Raw genomic sequence first — 16,009 nt, 5'->3', positions numbered from 1 at the left:
GTTCTAAAGATAAGGTGAATCTCGGTCTTCCCAAAAAAGCTGATGTTTTTTAATAATAGCTTTTACTCTCTCCTTATCCCAATCAAAATAGAGATAAGCGTAGTAGTCATAGCCATAATGGAATTCCAAGTGAGGATTAATCAGTTTGCACCATATTTTCTCTCTAAGCATTAACTGTATGCAGGAAAGAGCTTCGTCCAACGTTAATGAATACCCTTCTTCTAAGAAAGGATAAGCCATCAATACCTCACTACTGAAGACTTCCAAAGAAGAAAGGTAAACCTCGGAGAGAGACATCATATTAGCGATATCTCTAAAAACATCCAAATAGCGTTTCTCAACCCTTTCATAGGTTGCTTGAGTGAGCTTTTGTCCCGAAAATATTTGCCCAATATCTCTCACATTACTCCAGTCCCGACTAAAACCATACTTTATCTCGACGACTTAACTCATCGTGCTTGGAAAAACAAAGTGACGCCATCATAGGACTAGCAATAACGAGAGAGTATAGATAGTGGGGACCGTTCAGCTCATGATAACCTTTAATATATCTCAAACTCTTCTGAACTGAGGCCATCCAATCATCCCCTTGATAACTCCAGCCATCATAGGTCCAAGAAACATTACCCTTTCTAAAATGATAAACATCTCCTCCCAAAATAAGCAATTTGTGCTTCTTTACGCTGGCAATAACTTCTAAAATATCATCATGATCCCAGGAAAGGTCATTAAGGTATAGCCCCTTTTAAATCATAACCCCGCTGATATAAGTCTCTTGATAATATTGTATTATAGTCAATCATAATTTACCTCTTGATATTGTTTGGATTGAAAAATCTATGTCTGATAAGACCATCTGGCTCAATAATATACTCAAAAGTACCTTCTCGAGGTTTGTAGTGGCCTGGAATTTCTACCAGAGTCCGTTCAATCTTGTCGCCACCAACTAACTTAGAAACTTTACCATATCTAGCAACATTATCTACTTCCATTGGAAAACCCATGAAAGTCTTTCGCTTTCATCTGATTTATAACGTTTTCATCATATCTAGTATTTATCAGAGGGTTCTCTATTTGTTCTTCGTTATATTGAATAACAAATGTATCATTCACAATTGAAGTTGTAGTAATCAGATTATCCAGCTGAACTTTGGAAATGAGTTTCACAGAATTTCTATTGTAGGGGTCATTCTGTGGAGTCTTAGTCACACTTTCCCCTAGTTCAACTTTTGGGATAGTTGAAATTACCGCTTCATTACTATTATTTGGTTGAAAAACCACACTATCCTTAGGATACAATTGATTAACAGCTTTAATACGTAGTATTTATCCTGAATGAACCGTGTAGTCCTTGATGTCATTCAAAGCAATCAACTCTTCCATGCTAATACCATGTATGGGAGCAATGAGCCGTTATGTCACTGTCCACTATACGTGGTAGCATATCACATAGTATCAATATTTCTTATGCAATTCGTCCAAGTTGAGTGTCTCATCTGGACAATTCACATTGAGAATATACTTGTTTTTTTCCTTTTCGTCAGTCAATATTTTAATGTTCCATTTTGGGTGAAATATTAGGATTGATCCTTTTAATTCGATAGCTAGATGAATATCTCCATAATTTCCTGATATAAATACTAATCTATTTTGCTTTTCATCAAAAACACAGTCCATAATCGGATTATACTCAAACTCAAAATGTGATAATTTAATTGTTTTCAATGTTATCTTCTCGTTCTGTGGAATTGTACTTGCGCCACTATCTAGTGAGACTACTCATGATTTCAATTTAAACTTTTGAATCGGTTACACTAAACTAGACAGAATTTATAAAGTGTTCTATAGTAATCAAAAACAGGAGAAATGTATGTCTAGAAGAGTACGTCGTCAATTCACAGATAACTTTAAACAACAAATCGTTGACCTTCACAATGCAGGTATGAAACGTAGCGAAATCATCAAAGAATATAATTTAACCCCCTCAACCTTTGACAAATGGGTGAGACAAGCTAAAACAACTTGTTCCTTCAAATCGGTTGATAATCTAACAGATGACCAACGGGAGCTAATAGCCTTTAGAAAACGCAATAAAGAATTCGAAATGCAGCTAGACATCCTAAAGCAAGCGGCAGTGATTATGGCACAAAAAGGCAAATAATCACTGCTAACAAGGATAAATACAGCATTTCAGCCATGTGTCGTTGGTTGAACCTCCCTCGTTCTAGCTATTACTACAAAGCCATAGAGCCAGTATCGGAAACAGAGCTTGAAGAAAAAGTTAAGCAGATTTTCCTTGAGAACAAATCTAGATATGGTGCTCGAAAGATCAAGAAATGTCTGGAAACAGAAGGAATCCTCTTGTCTCGTCGTCGCATTCGTCGGATCATGAAGCGATGGAATCTCGTATCTGTTTACCAGCAGACTACCTTCAAGTCGCATTCTAAAGGGAAAAATGAAGCACCCATTCCAAATCGCTTAGCCAGACAATTCAATCGAAAAAGGCCACTTGAAGCGATTGTAACAGACTTAACTTATGTCCGTGTTGGTAAGCGCTGGGCTTATGTTTGCTTGATAATAGACCTCTATAATCGTGAAATTATTGGTCTGTCAGTCGGTTGGCAGAAGACCGCAGAGCTCGTAAAGCAAGCGATTCAGAGTATCCCTTATGCCCTACCAAGGTCAATCTTTTCCATTCTGATCGTGGTAAGGAGTTTGATAATCAGCTGATTGATGAGGTGTTAGGAGCATTCGGTATCACCCGTTCACTTAGTCAAGCAGGCTGTCCTTATGACAATGCCGTGGCTGAAAATACTTATCGTTCCTTCAAAATTGAGTTTATTAATCAAGAAATCTTTCATTCGCTTGAAGAACTAAATCTTAAAACCAAGGACTACGTCCACTGGTGGAATCATCATCGCATTCACGGCAGTCTCAATTATCAAACCCCCATGGCTAGGCGAGTGATCGGTTGACAAAAAACACTTTATAAAAATTGTACAGAAAAGTGTTGCCTTTTCACTTTCATAACTAACGGTAATTTTTAAAACATTACAGTATTTAACATTACGGTTTGAAAAACCGAATCGATACTTCAACTTGTTACCCCCTCTCTAAAAAATATAAAGTGACACACTTTCTTCCCAAAATAAGCAAATTGTGTTTTTTGACAGTAGTAATAGCTTCTAAAAATTTGTAGAATTAACATCTATAATATATTTATTTGGGTGTTTTTCGTCAACTACTATATTAATGTTCCATCTTGGATGAAATATTAGGGTTGACCCTTTTAATTCGATAGCTAGGTGAACGTCGCCGTAATTTTCTGATACAAAAACTAATCTATTTTGCTTTTCATCAAAAACACAATCCATAATCGGATTATATTCAAATTCGAAATGTGATAGTTTAATATTTTTCATCTTTATCTCCTTTTAATCTGCAATAATATTTCCATCTTTGTCTAGTGAGCCAATTCGACGGCCATCTTTTTTCAACTTCCACCGACGACCACCATGCTGAGCAGTATCTTTTTCTACTGTTTATCTATCATCTTTAAAAGTCCCTAATTCCACTTTGTCCTTGGAATATAGAATCCAAGGTTCAATATCATTATTGGGTTAGGACACTATACCATCATTAGGATACAATTGACTAACAGATTTGACACGAAGTATTTGCCCTAGATGAACCACATTGCTTTGATATTATTCCATTTGATAAGATCGCTCATTTACAAGATTTCAAAGTTTTTTGTCTTGATATAAGTGCAAACCACGTCCTATATAAACGCTACTCATCCAGTTGAAAATGGAAGAAGACTACCTAGCTTGAAGTTCATTAGGAGTAGCTTTTCCCTCTGATGACCAACATGAATTATCTCCATCGCATTAGCTGATACCGCCAAAACCTTTCCAGTGGCAATAGTAGCTCTGATACTGCTTCTGCTGTTACGGATAACTTTTTATCTCAACTTACAGTTAGAGTTAGAGTTTCCCAAACACAAACGGAATTGTTCTCAATAGCCTGTGCGGATGTTATAGTATTCAGAAAAACTCTCTGATCTCGTTCCTGTACTTGTCTCATTGCTTCTACATAAACCACAACAGACGGTAACAGTATCGAAGAAACTAGTAGCGCAGAACTTGAAAAAATCCCAGTTCTAAACTTTTTCGGTAATCTTCTACATCTCTCTATGACAATAAAGTAAAAAATATAATATTATTTAATTATAATTAAATAATATTATAATTAGTCGTTACAATAATCATTATAATGTCATTTAAATAAAAAATAAACAACTTTATGTTACATTTACGTTGCCACAAAATATCTATTTAGTAACATTCTGATAGTCAATCAGTTTCCTTACAGTAATACCGTCGCTATCGGCGAGAATTGCCCAACAATAGCACCTAGATCAACTCCTTAGAATGGTATTAGATAAACGAGTGCTCTCTAGAAAATGCTTTGTGAGTTATCGCTACCACTTATCTCTTGTTAGCAATTGTCCGCTAGTTTTTTTGAAACATGTGTTTGGAGCTATATCTGACCGTTACAAATCTACTCACTATCTCTTCTAAATAACACCAATCTTTGAGAGGATATTGGATATACAAAACAACTAGTATAAAAAAAGACTGAGATAAACAATCATGATCCTTTGATCATCATGACTGTCCATCCCAGACCCAGTTACTTTCTTATCCTAATACAAGCGCATCGTCATTGAGTATTTGACCAGAATTTTTATGGAAAAGATCCATCAGTTGTGACACAGTAAGATTTTTCTTTTCCTTTCCCTTAACATCCACAACAATTTTACCCTGATAAAGCATAACAAGACGATTGCCATACGCGATCGCATGTTCCATATTGTGAGTAATCATAAGTGTTGTAAGGGCATGTTCTTCAACCACTTTCTCAGTTAAAGCCATAACCATATCACTCGTTTTGGGGTCAAGGGCCGCAATGTGTTCATCCAAAAGTAACATATCAGGTCGAACAAGAGTTGCCATAGAAAGCGTCAGCGCTTGACGTTGCCCACCTGATAAGAAACCAGCATCAGTCTTCATGCGGTTTTCTAAACCAAGACCTAACTCTTTTAAAGCCCCTTTGAAAATCTGACGTTCTTTATCCGTAACAGCTTTTTTGAAAATGCTACGTTTTTTACCACGAAGGTAAGCAATCGCCATATTTTCTTCAATCGTCAAATTAGTGGCTGTTCCCATACGAGGGTCTTGAAAAACACGACTGATATGCTTTGAGCGAGTTGCGACAGAATCTTTCTTGATAGATTTACCATTAAGCGAAATATCTCCCTCATCCATTGGAACAACACCCGCAATGGTATTAAGAAGCGTTGACTTACCAGCACCATTACCACCGATAATAGAGATGAAATCACCTTCTTCAACTTCTAAATCTAAACCGCGAAGCACATGATTTTCATTGATTGTTCCTTTTTCAAAAATTTTATGAACATTTCGTAGACTCAGTAAAGACATATTAGTTTTCCTCCGTTAGTGATTTTGAAGCTTTAATCCCAAGTTTTGAGCGAATTTCTGGAATGTATAAAATGATAGCAAGAAGAACTGCAGATACCAATTTGATCATTTGCGCATCGACATTAGCCGTTAAAATAACCACGATAATCAAACGATAGATGACCGAACCCAAAACGATAGAAAGGAGCCGCTTACCAAGTGATAGGTGCTTGATGATGACTTCTGCCAAAATAACGGATGCCAAACCAATGATAATAGTACCTACACCCATATTAAGGTCAGCGTAGCCATTATTTTGGGCTAAAAGAGCACCAGAGAGAGCAATCAAGCCATTACCAATCATATAGCCAAGGACTTTCATCTGATTAACGTTAATCCCATTAGCCTGCCCCATATCGATATTATCACCTGTCGCACGCAGCGAAAGTCCTAACTGTGTATTCAATAAAAGCATGAGAGACAAGATAACCAAGGCAATAAAAATCACACCAATAAGAATGACAGCGTAAGTTTTATCAAGTCCCATCTCTTGGAACATCGTCACCAAAGTCTTTTGCATGGACAGTGAGACGTTTGAGCGCCCCATCACCAGAAGGTTTGTTGAGTATAATCCTGTTAAGGTGATAATCCCTGTCAACAAGGGTGGGATGTTCATCTTGGTATGTAGGAAACCAGCCACCAGACCAACAAGCATACCACCAGCTAAACCAGCAAGCGTTGCTAAAATAGGGTGCCAACCATTAAGAATGCCAACTGATGCTACCGCAGCTCCCATTGGAAAGGCACCCTCCGCTGACAAATCCGCAATATCCAAAATACGGAAAGTTATGAAGACCCCAATAGCCATAATTGACCAAAGAAGCCCTTGAGAAATACTTGATAATACAATATCCAACATCTTATTTTCCTTTTTCTAATACTTATTTTTTGTCTTTCACTGCTGACATGTCAATCTTCAAAAGTTTAGCCATTTCATCATTAACTTTAACCGTCAGATTTTCAGGAGCTTCCACTGGTACTTGGGAAACTTTTTTCCCTTCTAAGATTTTTACGGCTTGGCGTGCTGTTTGACGCCCTAAGGCTTCAAAGTCTGGTCCGTACGAGAAGAGCGCTCCTTTTTCAACCAAGTCTGCATTGGCCGCGTACACTGGAATTTTCATTTCCTTAGATAAATCGGTCACAAGGGTGATTGAGCTATCAATTAAGTTATCCGTTGGCATGTAAAGCACTTCTGTTTGGTTCATTAGAGAACGTGCTGTATCTTGAACATCATTGGTTGATGAAATCCCTTTGGTAACCACTTTAATGCCTTCTCTTTTAAAAACTTTTTTAGCTTCCTTGACTTGTACCTCTGAGTTACGTTCATTAGTCGTGTACATAATGCCCACTTTTTTCAAGTTTGGCATTACCTTTTTCAAAAGAGCAACGCGTTCTTTAGTTGGTGCCATATCAATAGTTCCTGTTGCATTAGTGCCAGGTTTTTTCATACTTTTAACCAGCTTAGCCGAAAGAGGATCCGTCACAGCTGTAAAGGTAATCGGTACTTCTGAGGAAGCTGTTGTTAGAGCTTGGGCTGCTGGAGTGGCAATCCCTAGAACCAAGTCATTGTCTTTGACCAATTTTTCCGAAATGCTTTGCAGATTAGCTTGATCACCTTGTGAATTTTGGTAATCAATCACAATATTCTTGCCATCTTTGTAGCCTTTTTTCGCCAACTCGTCTACAAATCCTTCACGCGCAACGTCTAAGGTTTCAAATTCGACGTATTGTAAGATACCAATATGTTTGACGTCTTTATCGGCCTTCTCAGAAGACTGAGAACACCCTGTTAACAAAAGACTTGCCGCTACAATACCAACCATTATTTTAAATCGATTTGTCATCATAAACTCCTTTACCATCAAAACATTACATTTAAAAAATCATAAACAAAAAGCCGATTAGACTATAGTCCAACCGGCTTTCTTTAGGTGCATGCATTAAATCCTAAAAATAGCCGCTTAGACTGATATCATCTAATCGGCTATCGACAATCGAAAAATGCTTTAGCCTCATAGATACAAACTTGCAACGTTTGTATCTACAAGGTACAAACGTCTATCTAAAGAAACTAAAGTAATAATATGAGTTTGCTTGAGCCATAATGGCAGACGTTTGTCGTAACATATTTCTTTCTCCTTGTTTTATGATGGTTCTAAGTTTATCTTAAAGAAATGACTTTGTCAAGTTGTTTTTTCTGAATAATTCAAAAATATTATACTTTCTCACTAATAACTAGCTTTAGTACCTTATCGCCATAATCGTTACCTAAAAAGAAGGATACTAATGGAATCTTTGGTATTTTTTCAATAATCGTTCTTTTTTTGTTGCAATCATCTCTATTTTTTGCACAAAACTTGGACAAAGTTCCTTATTTTTCTTTTTTGATGCCTGAAACATCGATATTTAACGCTTTTGCCATGTTGTCATTGACCGCTACCGTTAACGCCTCTGGGTATTCTGCAGAAATCTTAGCAACATCTTTTCCCTCAATGATCTTGACCGCTAATTTAGCGGTCTGCTCACCCAATTTTTCGTAATCTGGCCCATACGAGAAGAGCACACCACCCTTAACCATGTCAGCGGATCCACCAACAACAGGCACCTTGGTTTCTTTCGATAAGTCGCCTAAAAGCGTTACTGCACTAGCAATGGTATTGTCCGTTGGTACGAAAATGACATCGACAGCTTTCATCAAACTTTTAGCAGTATCTTGTACATCATTGGTTGACGAAATACCTTTTGAAATGACCTTGATTCCTGCTTTTTTAAAGAGTTTTTCAGCTTGCTTCACTTGAACTTCTGAATTACGTTCACCCGTTGTATACATGATACCAACCTTTTTAGCATCTGGAAGAACTTCTTTGACCAATTGCACTTGCTTATCAATTGGTGACATATCGCTAGTACCTGTTGCCATACCGGCCGGATTCTTCATACTTTTAACTAATTTAGCAGAGACTGGATCTGTTACCGCAGTAAATAAGATGGGCGTATCTGAAGATGCTGCCACCAAAGACTGAGCAGCTGGTGTAGCAATCCCTAGAACCAAATCATTATCAGAAACCAATTTTTCAGAGATAGACTGAAGATTGGCTTGATCGCCTTGAGCATTTTCATAAGAAATGTTGATGTTTTTGCCCTCCTTGTATCCTTCTTCTGCTAACCCTTTCTCAAATCCCTTGCGTGCTGCTGTAAGAGACTCATGCTCGACATACTGTAAAATCCCAACGTTAGGCATTTCTTTTGTACCATTCTTGTCTCCTGATTGAGAACAAGCGGCTAATAAAAGTGTTGCAGCTCCAAGCGTAGCAACTGTTTTCCATATTTTTTTCATTTTAAAATCCTCCAAATCACTTGAATCAGCTATTAGGATTTAGGATTACCAGCCTAAAAATCCAGAACATTATCGTCATAACCAAAAAACCAGCTAGAAAAATTCTAACTGGTTTACACTGACTTTAACCCAAAAGCCACTTATCAAAAGTTTCCCCTTGACCAGTTAGATAATCATCTAATCAGCCAAGTCAAAACGAAATGCTTTAGCCTCATAGATACAAACCTGCGCACCGTTTGTACCTAAGAGACACAAACGGCTATCTAAAGAAACTAAAGTTGAAGAAAGTATTCTGGTTACTAGTAGATAACTGAGTTAAAAGCATTTCTTATTCTCCTTTGTTTATGATTGGTTACCAGTATAGTATGATAAAAATGACTTGTCAAGCTTTTTTCAATATTTTTTGATAATTCTATTAATTCATAACAACTCTCTCGCAATAAATGGCTAAATCTAACACAAATAGCAAGGATCATTACCAATGGTAACATATAGTATAAACTTTTGAGTCTGATAACTCGCAACCACCATCTAGATTAGTCGAAAAACATTTGATCCGACCACTCAAGTCATTTTATGAGGCTGATTGATCTTTTACTTGTCTGTCAAATAACTATCGCTATTAGCAGCCAAACTAAGATAACACGTGTGAAACACAACTCTAGCAATCTTTTGGAAGATTGTCCAAACGAAACAGGATAAACCAAACATGGCTTACCCTGATCATGACATTATAAGGCTATGCGATAATCTTCCAGTTAATCAATCATTACTCACCTTACTCTCATCCTGCTATTCTTTGAAGCTTTATTACCTTCAGTAGCTGCGTCTGAACGATTAGCCTCCTCTAAATTAACATGGCAACCATCTATTCCACAAACCAAATCAAGACCTTGATTAGGACTATCTTCAAGCAAGTCTAATTTAAATGTTTTCATATCGTCATCCTTCTTCTTGGATTTGTTTTAAAACAGCTACCATATAATCGTAGGGCTGTGCTCCTGAAATCCCATACTTATTATTGATTACAAAAAATGGGGCTCCTTGAACACCTGATTGTTGAGCTTCGAGCATATCTTGTTTAACTTCATCTTCAAATTCTTGGCTATCTAGTAATGTTGCTACTTCTGATTCTGGTAAATTCATCTCAACAGCTGCTTGTAGAAGAACAGCCTTATCTGCAATAGAAACATAATCTTCAAAATAAAGTTTGTAAAGCTTCATAATGAACTCTTGGTGCGCAACTTTATCCAGACGATTTTCTGCCCATTTAACCAATCGATGAGCCGACATCGTGTTTGTCGGTATGGCAGAGGCAACATCCAAATGTAAACCTTCTTCCGCTCCCATTGCTGACATATGTGCAAATTGTTGCTGTGCTTCTTCATCAGTCATTCCGTGACTAGCTGCAAATTGTGTTGCCATGGTTTGATCTGTCTCAATCGGCGCCTGTGGGTTAAGTTGATAGGCTTTCATTTTTAAATCAAAAGGATCCATGCCAACTGCTATCATCGCTCGTTTCATCCGAGCAGCACCGATGTAACAAAATGGGCAAGCTATATCTGACCAGTAACTAATTTCCATTATATTTCCTTTCTGTTTACCAAGATGCTTTTTTTAATCCGGGGATCATCCCTTGGTAAGCATTTTTACGAAGACAAATCCGACACAGATTAAACTTGCGATATACCGAATGTGGACGACCACATTCTAAGCATCTCGTATATTCTTGTACCGAATAGGCTTTTTCTTTTTTTACCCTTAATGCTTTTCGCGCCATATTACACCTCCTTCTTAAGAATCACTTGGCCACCTCTAAATTGTAAGAAAGTAGAGACAGTTGGTTCCAAATCAAATAAAGAAATGAGCCGTGGCACTTGAAAAATATCTGCTTGGTAAATCGGTAAATTGTCTTCCTGTATCCTAGAAATAAGATTTCCTAATTCAAGAGAGGCAATACTACATTGATTACCAGATACAATAAGAGCAAGATCGCCTTTTGTTTTTAACAAATCTTCTAGTTCTAAACTAGACGTCACTGTTTTTATCATAAATCATTAATATATTCTAGGGCATCTAAAGCCGCAATAGCTCCGCTACCAGCAGCTGTCACAGCTTGCTGATATTTTGGATCTTGTACATCTCCTGCAGCAAAAATGCCTGCTACAGAGGTTTTAGAAGTTCCTGATTCTGTTTGGATGTAACCTTTATTATCCAAATCTAACTTACCATCTAAAAATCCAGTATTAGGACTATGTCCAATAGCAACAAAAAGCCCATCTGCTTTTAGATGCTCAACAGCACCCGTTTGATTATTTGTCACGTCAAGTCCCGTCATTCCCAACATATCAGAATGAACCTCAACAGGGGTGTAATCCAATTTCCAATGAATCTTATCATTACCTTTAGCTCGCTGTACCATTATATCTGATGCTCTCAAGATATCACGTCGGTGCACAATCGTCACTTTAGAAGCAAACCGTGTCAGAAATAAGGCTTCTTCCATAGCCACATCACCACCACCAACGACTACTACTTCTTTCTCTTTATAAAAGAAACCATCGCAGGTTGCGCAGGCACTGACACCTTTACCAACAGCCTCTTCTTCGCCTTCAATCCCTAAGTATTTAGCACTAGAACCTGTTGCAATAATAACAGCCTTGGTCTCAATGACCTCTCCATTATCAACATATACTTTAAACGGTGACTGTTCCCCTTCTATTTTCTCGACTTGACCAAAAACCATTTCAGTTCCGAAAGAAGAAGCTTGCCGACGCATGCTTTTAACAAGCTCATTACCATCGACGCCAACTTCAAAACCAGGATAATTCTCAACCAAAGTAGTCGTTGTTAACTGTCCGCCTTCTGAATAACCAGAAATCAACTTATTGTTTAAACCAGCTCTACTTAAATAAATAGCAGCGGTATAACCTGCTGGACCAGACCCTACAATAATAGCATCGTACATCATCATCTCCTATAAGCTTGCTTCAATTTTCTCTGCTAATGATTTTTTAGATTGAACGCCAAGAGTAGCATCTATTGCTTGTCCATCTTTAAAGAAAATCATAGTTGGAATAGAACGAATATTAAACATCTGTGCTAGTTCAGGAGACTGATCAACATCTACCTTTACAATAGTTGCCTTTCCAGCAAAGTCACGAGATAGTTCATCAATCACTGGCTCCATCATTTGACAAGGTGGGCACCAAGTTGCACCAAAATCTACCAGAGAAACACCTGTTTCAATTTCTTTAGCAAAATTATCTGTTATTACTTGTTTAGTCATATCAACCTCCTGTATTCAACCAAATTATTGAATACCACTTCTAATTTTTTTTGACTGAACACGTTCCTGTTTTACGTATTCAATCATTTTATTGAATAATTGAATCATAACACACCCAAAAAAAGAAGCAACTATTTTGTTTCAAACCTATAGAATCATTACATTCAGTAAAAAACGAGGGGGCTGATAACATGCTCAGCCCCCATTTTTATTATTTTTATCCCCATTTCCAGTCTGAAAAACTACGATTAAGACTATAAGTATCATAACCCAATTCTTGAAGGTCTTTAGCAGCAAGATTGGCATAACCACAAAGTCTCCCCCTACAATAAACGATAATTGTTTTCTCAATCGGGAGTTTATATTTTTGCGATTCAAACTCATCCATTGGTAAGTTAACTGCATTTGGTAGATGACCTGATTCAAATTCTTCAAATGGTCTCACATCTAGTAAAACAGCTTTATCATCCTTTGCCATTTCTAACGCTTCATCCAGTTCGACTTTCCTAACGGCGATTTCCTGGTCATAGTCATTTTCGATTACTCTCATATCTGTCAATTGTTCTTCTCCCACATGGCATAACAAAAGAAGCAACTCAGCTATTTTTTTAGAAGCTAGACGATAACGAATAAAATTTCCTTCTCTAGTCGTAACAACAAGCGCCCCTTCTTTTAAGACTTGCAAGTGTCTTGACGTATTAGCTACTGACAAACCTGTCACTTTAGCAATAGCATCTACAGTTTTAGCGCCATGCAGTAAAGCATTTAAAATTTCTAAACGCTTCTCACTACCGAGTCCTTTTGTTAATTTTGATAATACTTGATATAAATTATTTTTGTATGCTACTATTTTTTCTTCCATAATGATAACTCCTAAACTATTCAATTAAATAGTAAACCCCCTGTGATATTTTGTCAACTATTATCAATTATGAGAAATATTGTTAATCATTCAAAAGTGACAATCTAGCAATGGCAATTCATTTGACTATACCTTACTTGTATGAATATATAAAAGAGTGGAATTATTAATAAATCAGAATAATTTATCAAATTCCACTCTTTATTACTTATAATGTGTCGTCTTTCTTGTATCCAAACACCCACGTCAATGCAAATGCAGTAGCAAATGCGATTAAGTTTGTCAGAATGTATAGAGGTAATTGTCCGTTGAGATATAGCAATGTTCCTGGAATACCCGTCAAACCTAATCCCGTAGCCCTTAGTTGGAAAATTGAAGCAAAGAAACCACCAACGCCGCCTCCAATCATTGACATGATAAACGGTTTACCAAGTCGTAAAGTAACACCAAACACAGCAGGTTCCGTAATTCCCAAAGCAGCTGATAAGGCTGACGGATAAGCAATTTGTTTCATTTTATTTGAAGCCGTCTTAACCGCAATTGCTAAAACAGCTCCTGCTTGTGCGACATTGCCACACGTACCAACAGGATTGAGCAAATTCCAGCCATCTTTTGCTAACATATTGATTTCTAAAAGGCTAAGGATATGGTGAATTCCTATAATACCTAGCAATTGACCAAAAGACCCATAAATAAGACCTCCAAGCCCAAATGGCAAGGTTAATAAGAATTTAACAGCCGCTAATACATAATTTTCAACTTCATGGAAGACTGGACCGATGATAAATAAACCTAAAATCAAACCACAGAGTAAGGTTAGAAACGGTCGTAAAATCAAATCCAGTGAGTCTGGAATAACTTTTTTGAACCATTTCTCAATAGTTGCAGTTGCGATAGCTGTCATAAAAGCCGGCAAAACAGAAGCTTGATAACCGACGACTTTAATAAAGCCAAAGAAAATCAATGGTTCCGCTTCCCCTGCCCCCACAGCGTAGGCACTCGGTAAAATAGAATGAACAAGCATCAAACCTAATACTAGCCCGATAATAGGTGTACCGCCAAAAATTTTAAACGTTGACCATGCAACTAAGGCTGGTAGAAAAGCAAATGCTGTATCTGTTAAGATTTGAGTGAATTGAATTAGTTGAACCGGAACATCACCTGGTGTTAATCCGAGCACACTTAGTATGGCCTCTTGTGTGAGCAGGCCACGTAATCCCATGAAAAGACCAGTCGCCACCAATACTGGAATGATTGGCACGAAAACGTCACCAAATATTCTAATGGCTCTCCTAAAAGTTATTTTTTCTGATCCAGGCAGTTCATCTTCAACCTTGGCTGTTGTCTCTTGTCCAATTAGAGGCATAAATTCTTCATAGACCTTGTCAACAAGTCCAGTTCCTAGAATAATTTGATATTGTCCAGAGTTATAAAAACTTCCTTTAACCTTGTCGAGATTCTCAATGGCTTTAACATCAACTAATTCTTGATTCTTAGTAATGATACGTAGTCTAGTAGCACAATGTTGAGCAGATTTTATGTTCTTAATACCTCCAACATTGTCGAGTATTTCTCTTGCTAATGTTTTGTTATCCATTTTCTTCTCCTATTTCTATTTTTGATAGTGTAGCTTTGTGATTGGTATCACAGTTAAATTGATGGACTTTATTTGGAGTTTTAGGAAAGTACCTTAAGGACATAACCTTTTCTCCATTATTGATAAATATTTCTAACGAAGATTGGTCAATAAATGCTTGTAACTTTTTTATTTCTTTTATTTTGATTAATTTTGCTTGCATTTGATTATCCAGCCAACTTTGTCTTTTTAGTGAAAGTTGGTTGTTCCTATAAGTGAGCGTTACATTCCCTTCTGCTAGTTCCATCTGAAACTTTGTTGCTGTTTCAAAAAAGTCAACTTCAAACAAAAGTACGTCCTCTTTTTGCTCAAAAATAAACCAATTAGAATAATCTATCTCTAGCGTCCTTCTTTGATTAAGAAATTCCTCTAATGGCTTTTGAAGCAGCACACCATTTTCTAGAACAACTTCTCTAGGCATTGTTAAACAGTGCATATAGCCAAACATCTTGGTTGGGCAAGCTTGCTCTTCTTGTTCAGACATTCGGCTCATCCATGCCCACATCAGACATCGTCCTTTTGGATCTCTAAACGTTTGAGGAGCATAAAAATCAAAACCATCATCTACTGAAGAAAAGTCTGTAAATGATTGAAAACTTTGATTTACAATTTTACCAATGTAGTATCCTGAATAACTAGAGATAGCAGTATCTTCAAAAACATTTCGCTTCTGGGGACAGGCTAGCAACACTTGTTGTTCACCAAAGTCAATCAAATCTGGACATTCACACATTTGCTCTAGTTTAGGCGATTCAAAAAAAATCCCTTGATAATGCCACTCTTCTAGGTTATCCGATGTGTATAAAGCAATAGTTCCTCTATCATTTAAATTTTGACTTCCAATAAGCATATGCCAAGTATTATTGAAGTAAAATACTTTTGGATCACGATGATGTTCTGTCAAATTATTTGGAGTTTCAAAACTACTTTTCTTAATAAAGGTTTGCCCATCCTCACTCTCCACCAAACACTGATAAGATTTTCTCCCAAACTTACTTTTGGTGTTACCTGTATAGAAAATTCTAAGTTTATCCTCCGCGACAACAGCAGAACCCGAATAGACACCGTGTGAATCTATCTGACTGTCTGGTAATATGGCAGAACCTTTGTGTTCCCAAGTTAGCAAGTCTTTCGACTTAAATAATCCCCATTCTTTATAGGTATGATTACATGAAAAACGATTCCATTGATGAAACACATAGTATTCACCGTTAAAATAACTCAGTCCATTTGGATCGTTAATAAGCCCTTGCGGTGGCTCTAAATGAATCTTATTCTTATAGTGATTTTTCATATCTTCTTTTCTATTCTTTTTATTGTTTCTATAGACTTATAATAG

General features: G+C 37.0%; 17 protein-coding genes and 2 pseudogenes. 1 reads left to right on the top strand and 18 read right to left on the bottom strand.

From position 1 onward, the window contains the following. Nucleotides 1–3 precede the first annotated feature (3 nt). The 4 genes from A2G56_RS01785 to A2G56_RS01765 form a co-directional block, all read right to left on the bottom strand. Nucleotides 4–402, bottom strand: a complete 399-nt coding sequence (locus A2G56_RS01785; RefSeq protein WP_062708185.1) for a hypothetical protein — start codon at nt 400–402, stop codon at nt 4–6. A gap of 16 nt (nt 403–418) precedes the next feature. After that, nucleotides 419–691 carry an Imm40 family immunity protein gene (gene imm40 / locus A2G56_RS11125; RefSeq protein ID WP_418080410.1) on the bottom strand — a complete coding sequence of 91 codons (273 nt, stop codon included), beginning with the start codon at nt 689–691 and terminating at the stop codon, nt 419–421. A gap of 115 nt (nt 692–806) precedes the next feature. Further along, the gene (locus tag A2G56_RS01775) at nt 807–1,004 is read right to left on the bottom strand and encodes a hypothetical protein (RefSeq protein WP_157761186.1); all 198 of its coding nucleotides are present in this window, start codon (nt 1,002–1,004) and stop codon (nt 807–809) included. Between the two features lie 451 nt (nt 1,005–1,455). Further along, nucleotides 1,456–1,725 (bottom strand): hypothetical protein, encoded by a 270-nt coding sequence (locus A2G56_RS01765; RefSeq protein WP_062708172.1) that lies wholly within the window; start codon nt 1,723–1,725, stop codon nt 1,456–1,458. Nucleotides 1,726–1,870: 145 nt separating this feature from the next. Between A2G56_RS01765 and A2G56_RS10045 the strand changes: the two are divergent. Then, a pseudogene (locus tag A2G56_RS10045) lies at nt 1,871–2,975 on the top strand (IS3 family transposase). 210 nt (nt 2,976–3,185) lie between these two features. Here the strand turns inward: A2G56_RS10045 and A2G56_RS01750 are convergent. The 14 genes and pseudogenes from A2G56_RS01750 to A2G56_RS01690 all read right to left on the bottom strand — a co-directional run bounded on the left by A2G56_RS01750 (nt 3,186) and on the right by A2G56_RS01690 (nt 15,964). Next, on the bottom strand, nt 3,186–3,422 hold the full coding sequence (locus A2G56_RS01750) for a KH domain-containing protein (protein ID WP_062708166.1): 237 nt from the start codon (nt 3,420–3,422) through the stop codon (nt 3,186–3,188). A gap of 1,281 nt (nt 3,423–4,703) precedes the next feature. After that, complete coding sequence (locus A2G56_RS01745) at nt 4,704–5,507, bottom strand: ABC transporter ATP-binding protein (protein ID WP_062708163.1); 804 nt, start codon at nt 5,505–5,507, stop codon at nt 4,704–4,706. 1 nt (nt 5,508) lies between these two features. Continuing rightward, nucleotides 5,509–6,405: an ABC transporter permease gene (locus A2G56_RS01740; RefSeq protein WP_062708159.1), complete on the bottom strand. Its 897-nt coding sequence runs from the start codon at nt 6,403–6,405 to the stop codon at nt 5,509–5,511. Nucleotides 6,406–6,427: 22 nt separating this feature from the next. Next, complete coding sequence (locus tag A2G56_RS01735) at nt 6,428–7,390, bottom strand: ABC transporter substrate-binding protein (RefSeq protein ID WP_062708156.1); 963 nt, start codon at nt 7,388–7,390, stop codon at nt 6,428–6,430. A gap of 530 nt (nt 7,391–7,920) precedes the next feature. Next, nucleotides 7,921–8,883, bottom strand: a pseudogene (locus tag A2G56_RS01730) (ABC transporter substrate-binding protein); the annotation flags it as partial. Nucleotides 8,884–9,656: 773 nt separating this feature from the next. Continuing rightward, on the bottom strand, nt 9,657–9,821 hold the full coding sequence (locus tag A2G56_RS10560; protein ID WP_157761185.1) for a hypothetical protein: 165 nt from the start codon (nt 9,819–9,821) through the stop codon (nt 9,657–9,659). 4 nt (nt 9,822–9,825) lie between these two features. After that, a complete protein-coding gene (locus A2G56_RS01725) occupies nt 9,826–10,467 on the bottom strand; it encodes a DsbA family oxidoreductase (protein ID WP_062708150.1) in 642 nt (213 codons plus the stop codon). Between the two features lie 16 nt (nt 10,468–10,483). After that, nucleotides 10,484–10,663: a type Z 30S ribosomal protein S14 gene (locus A2G56_RS01720; protein WP_062708147.1), complete on the bottom strand. Its 180-nt coding sequence runs from the start codon at nt 10,661–10,663 to the stop codon at nt 10,484–10,486. Between the two features lies 1 nt (nt 10,664). Beyond that, entirely contained in the window at nt 10,665–10,934 is a 270-nt protein-coding gene (locus tag A2G56_RS01715) for a hypothetical protein (protein WP_062708144.1), read from the bottom strand. Next, nucleotides 10,931–11,851, bottom strand: a complete 921-nt coding sequence (trxB, locus tag A2G56_RS01710) for a thioredoxin-disulfide reductase (RefSeq protein WP_062708141.1) — start codon at nt 11,849–11,851, stop codon at nt 10,931–10,933. The genes A2G56_RS01715 and trxB overlap by 4 nt, the downstream gene beginning before the upstream one ends. A gap of 9 nt (nt 11,852–11,860) precedes the next feature. Next, the gene (gene trxA, locus A2G56_RS01705; protein WP_062708136.1) at nt 11,861–12,172 is read right to left on the bottom strand and encodes a thioredoxin; all 312 of its coding nucleotides are present in this window, start codon (nt 12,170–12,172) and stop codon (nt 11,861–11,863) included. Nucleotides 12,173–12,389: 217 nt separating this feature from the next. Continuing rightward, the gene (locus tag A2G56_RS01700) at nt 12,390–13,034 is read right to left on the bottom strand and encodes an ArsR/SmtB family transcription factor (RefSeq protein WP_062708134.1); all 645 of its coding nucleotides are present in this window, start codon (nt 13,032–13,034) and stop codon (nt 12,390–12,392) included. A gap of 208 nt (nt 13,035–13,242) precedes the next feature. Continuing rightward, the gene (locus tag A2G56_RS01695) at nt 13,243–14,631 is read right to left on the bottom strand and encodes a PTS transporter subunit EIIC (protein ID WP_062708131.1); all 1,389 of its coding nucleotides are present in this window, start codon (nt 14,629–14,631) and stop codon (nt 13,243–13,245) included. Further along, a complete protein-coding gene (locus A2G56_RS01690) occupies nt 14,624–15,964 on the bottom strand; it encodes a glycoside hydrolase family 32 protein (protein ID WP_082785087.1) in 1,341 nt (446 codons plus the stop codon). Before A2G56_RS01690 ends, A2G56_RS01695 begins: the two co-directional genes overlap by 8 nt. Nucleotides 15,965–16,009: the final 45 nt, after the last annotated feature.

This window comes from Streptococcus halotolerans, from assembly GCF_001598035.1.
In the GTDB taxonomy this organism is placed as follows: Bacteria; Bacillota; Bacilli; order Lactobacillales; family Streptococcaceae; genus Streptococcus; species Streptococcus halotolerans.
This window is presented reverse-complemented; position numbering and strand designations above follow the sequence as displayed.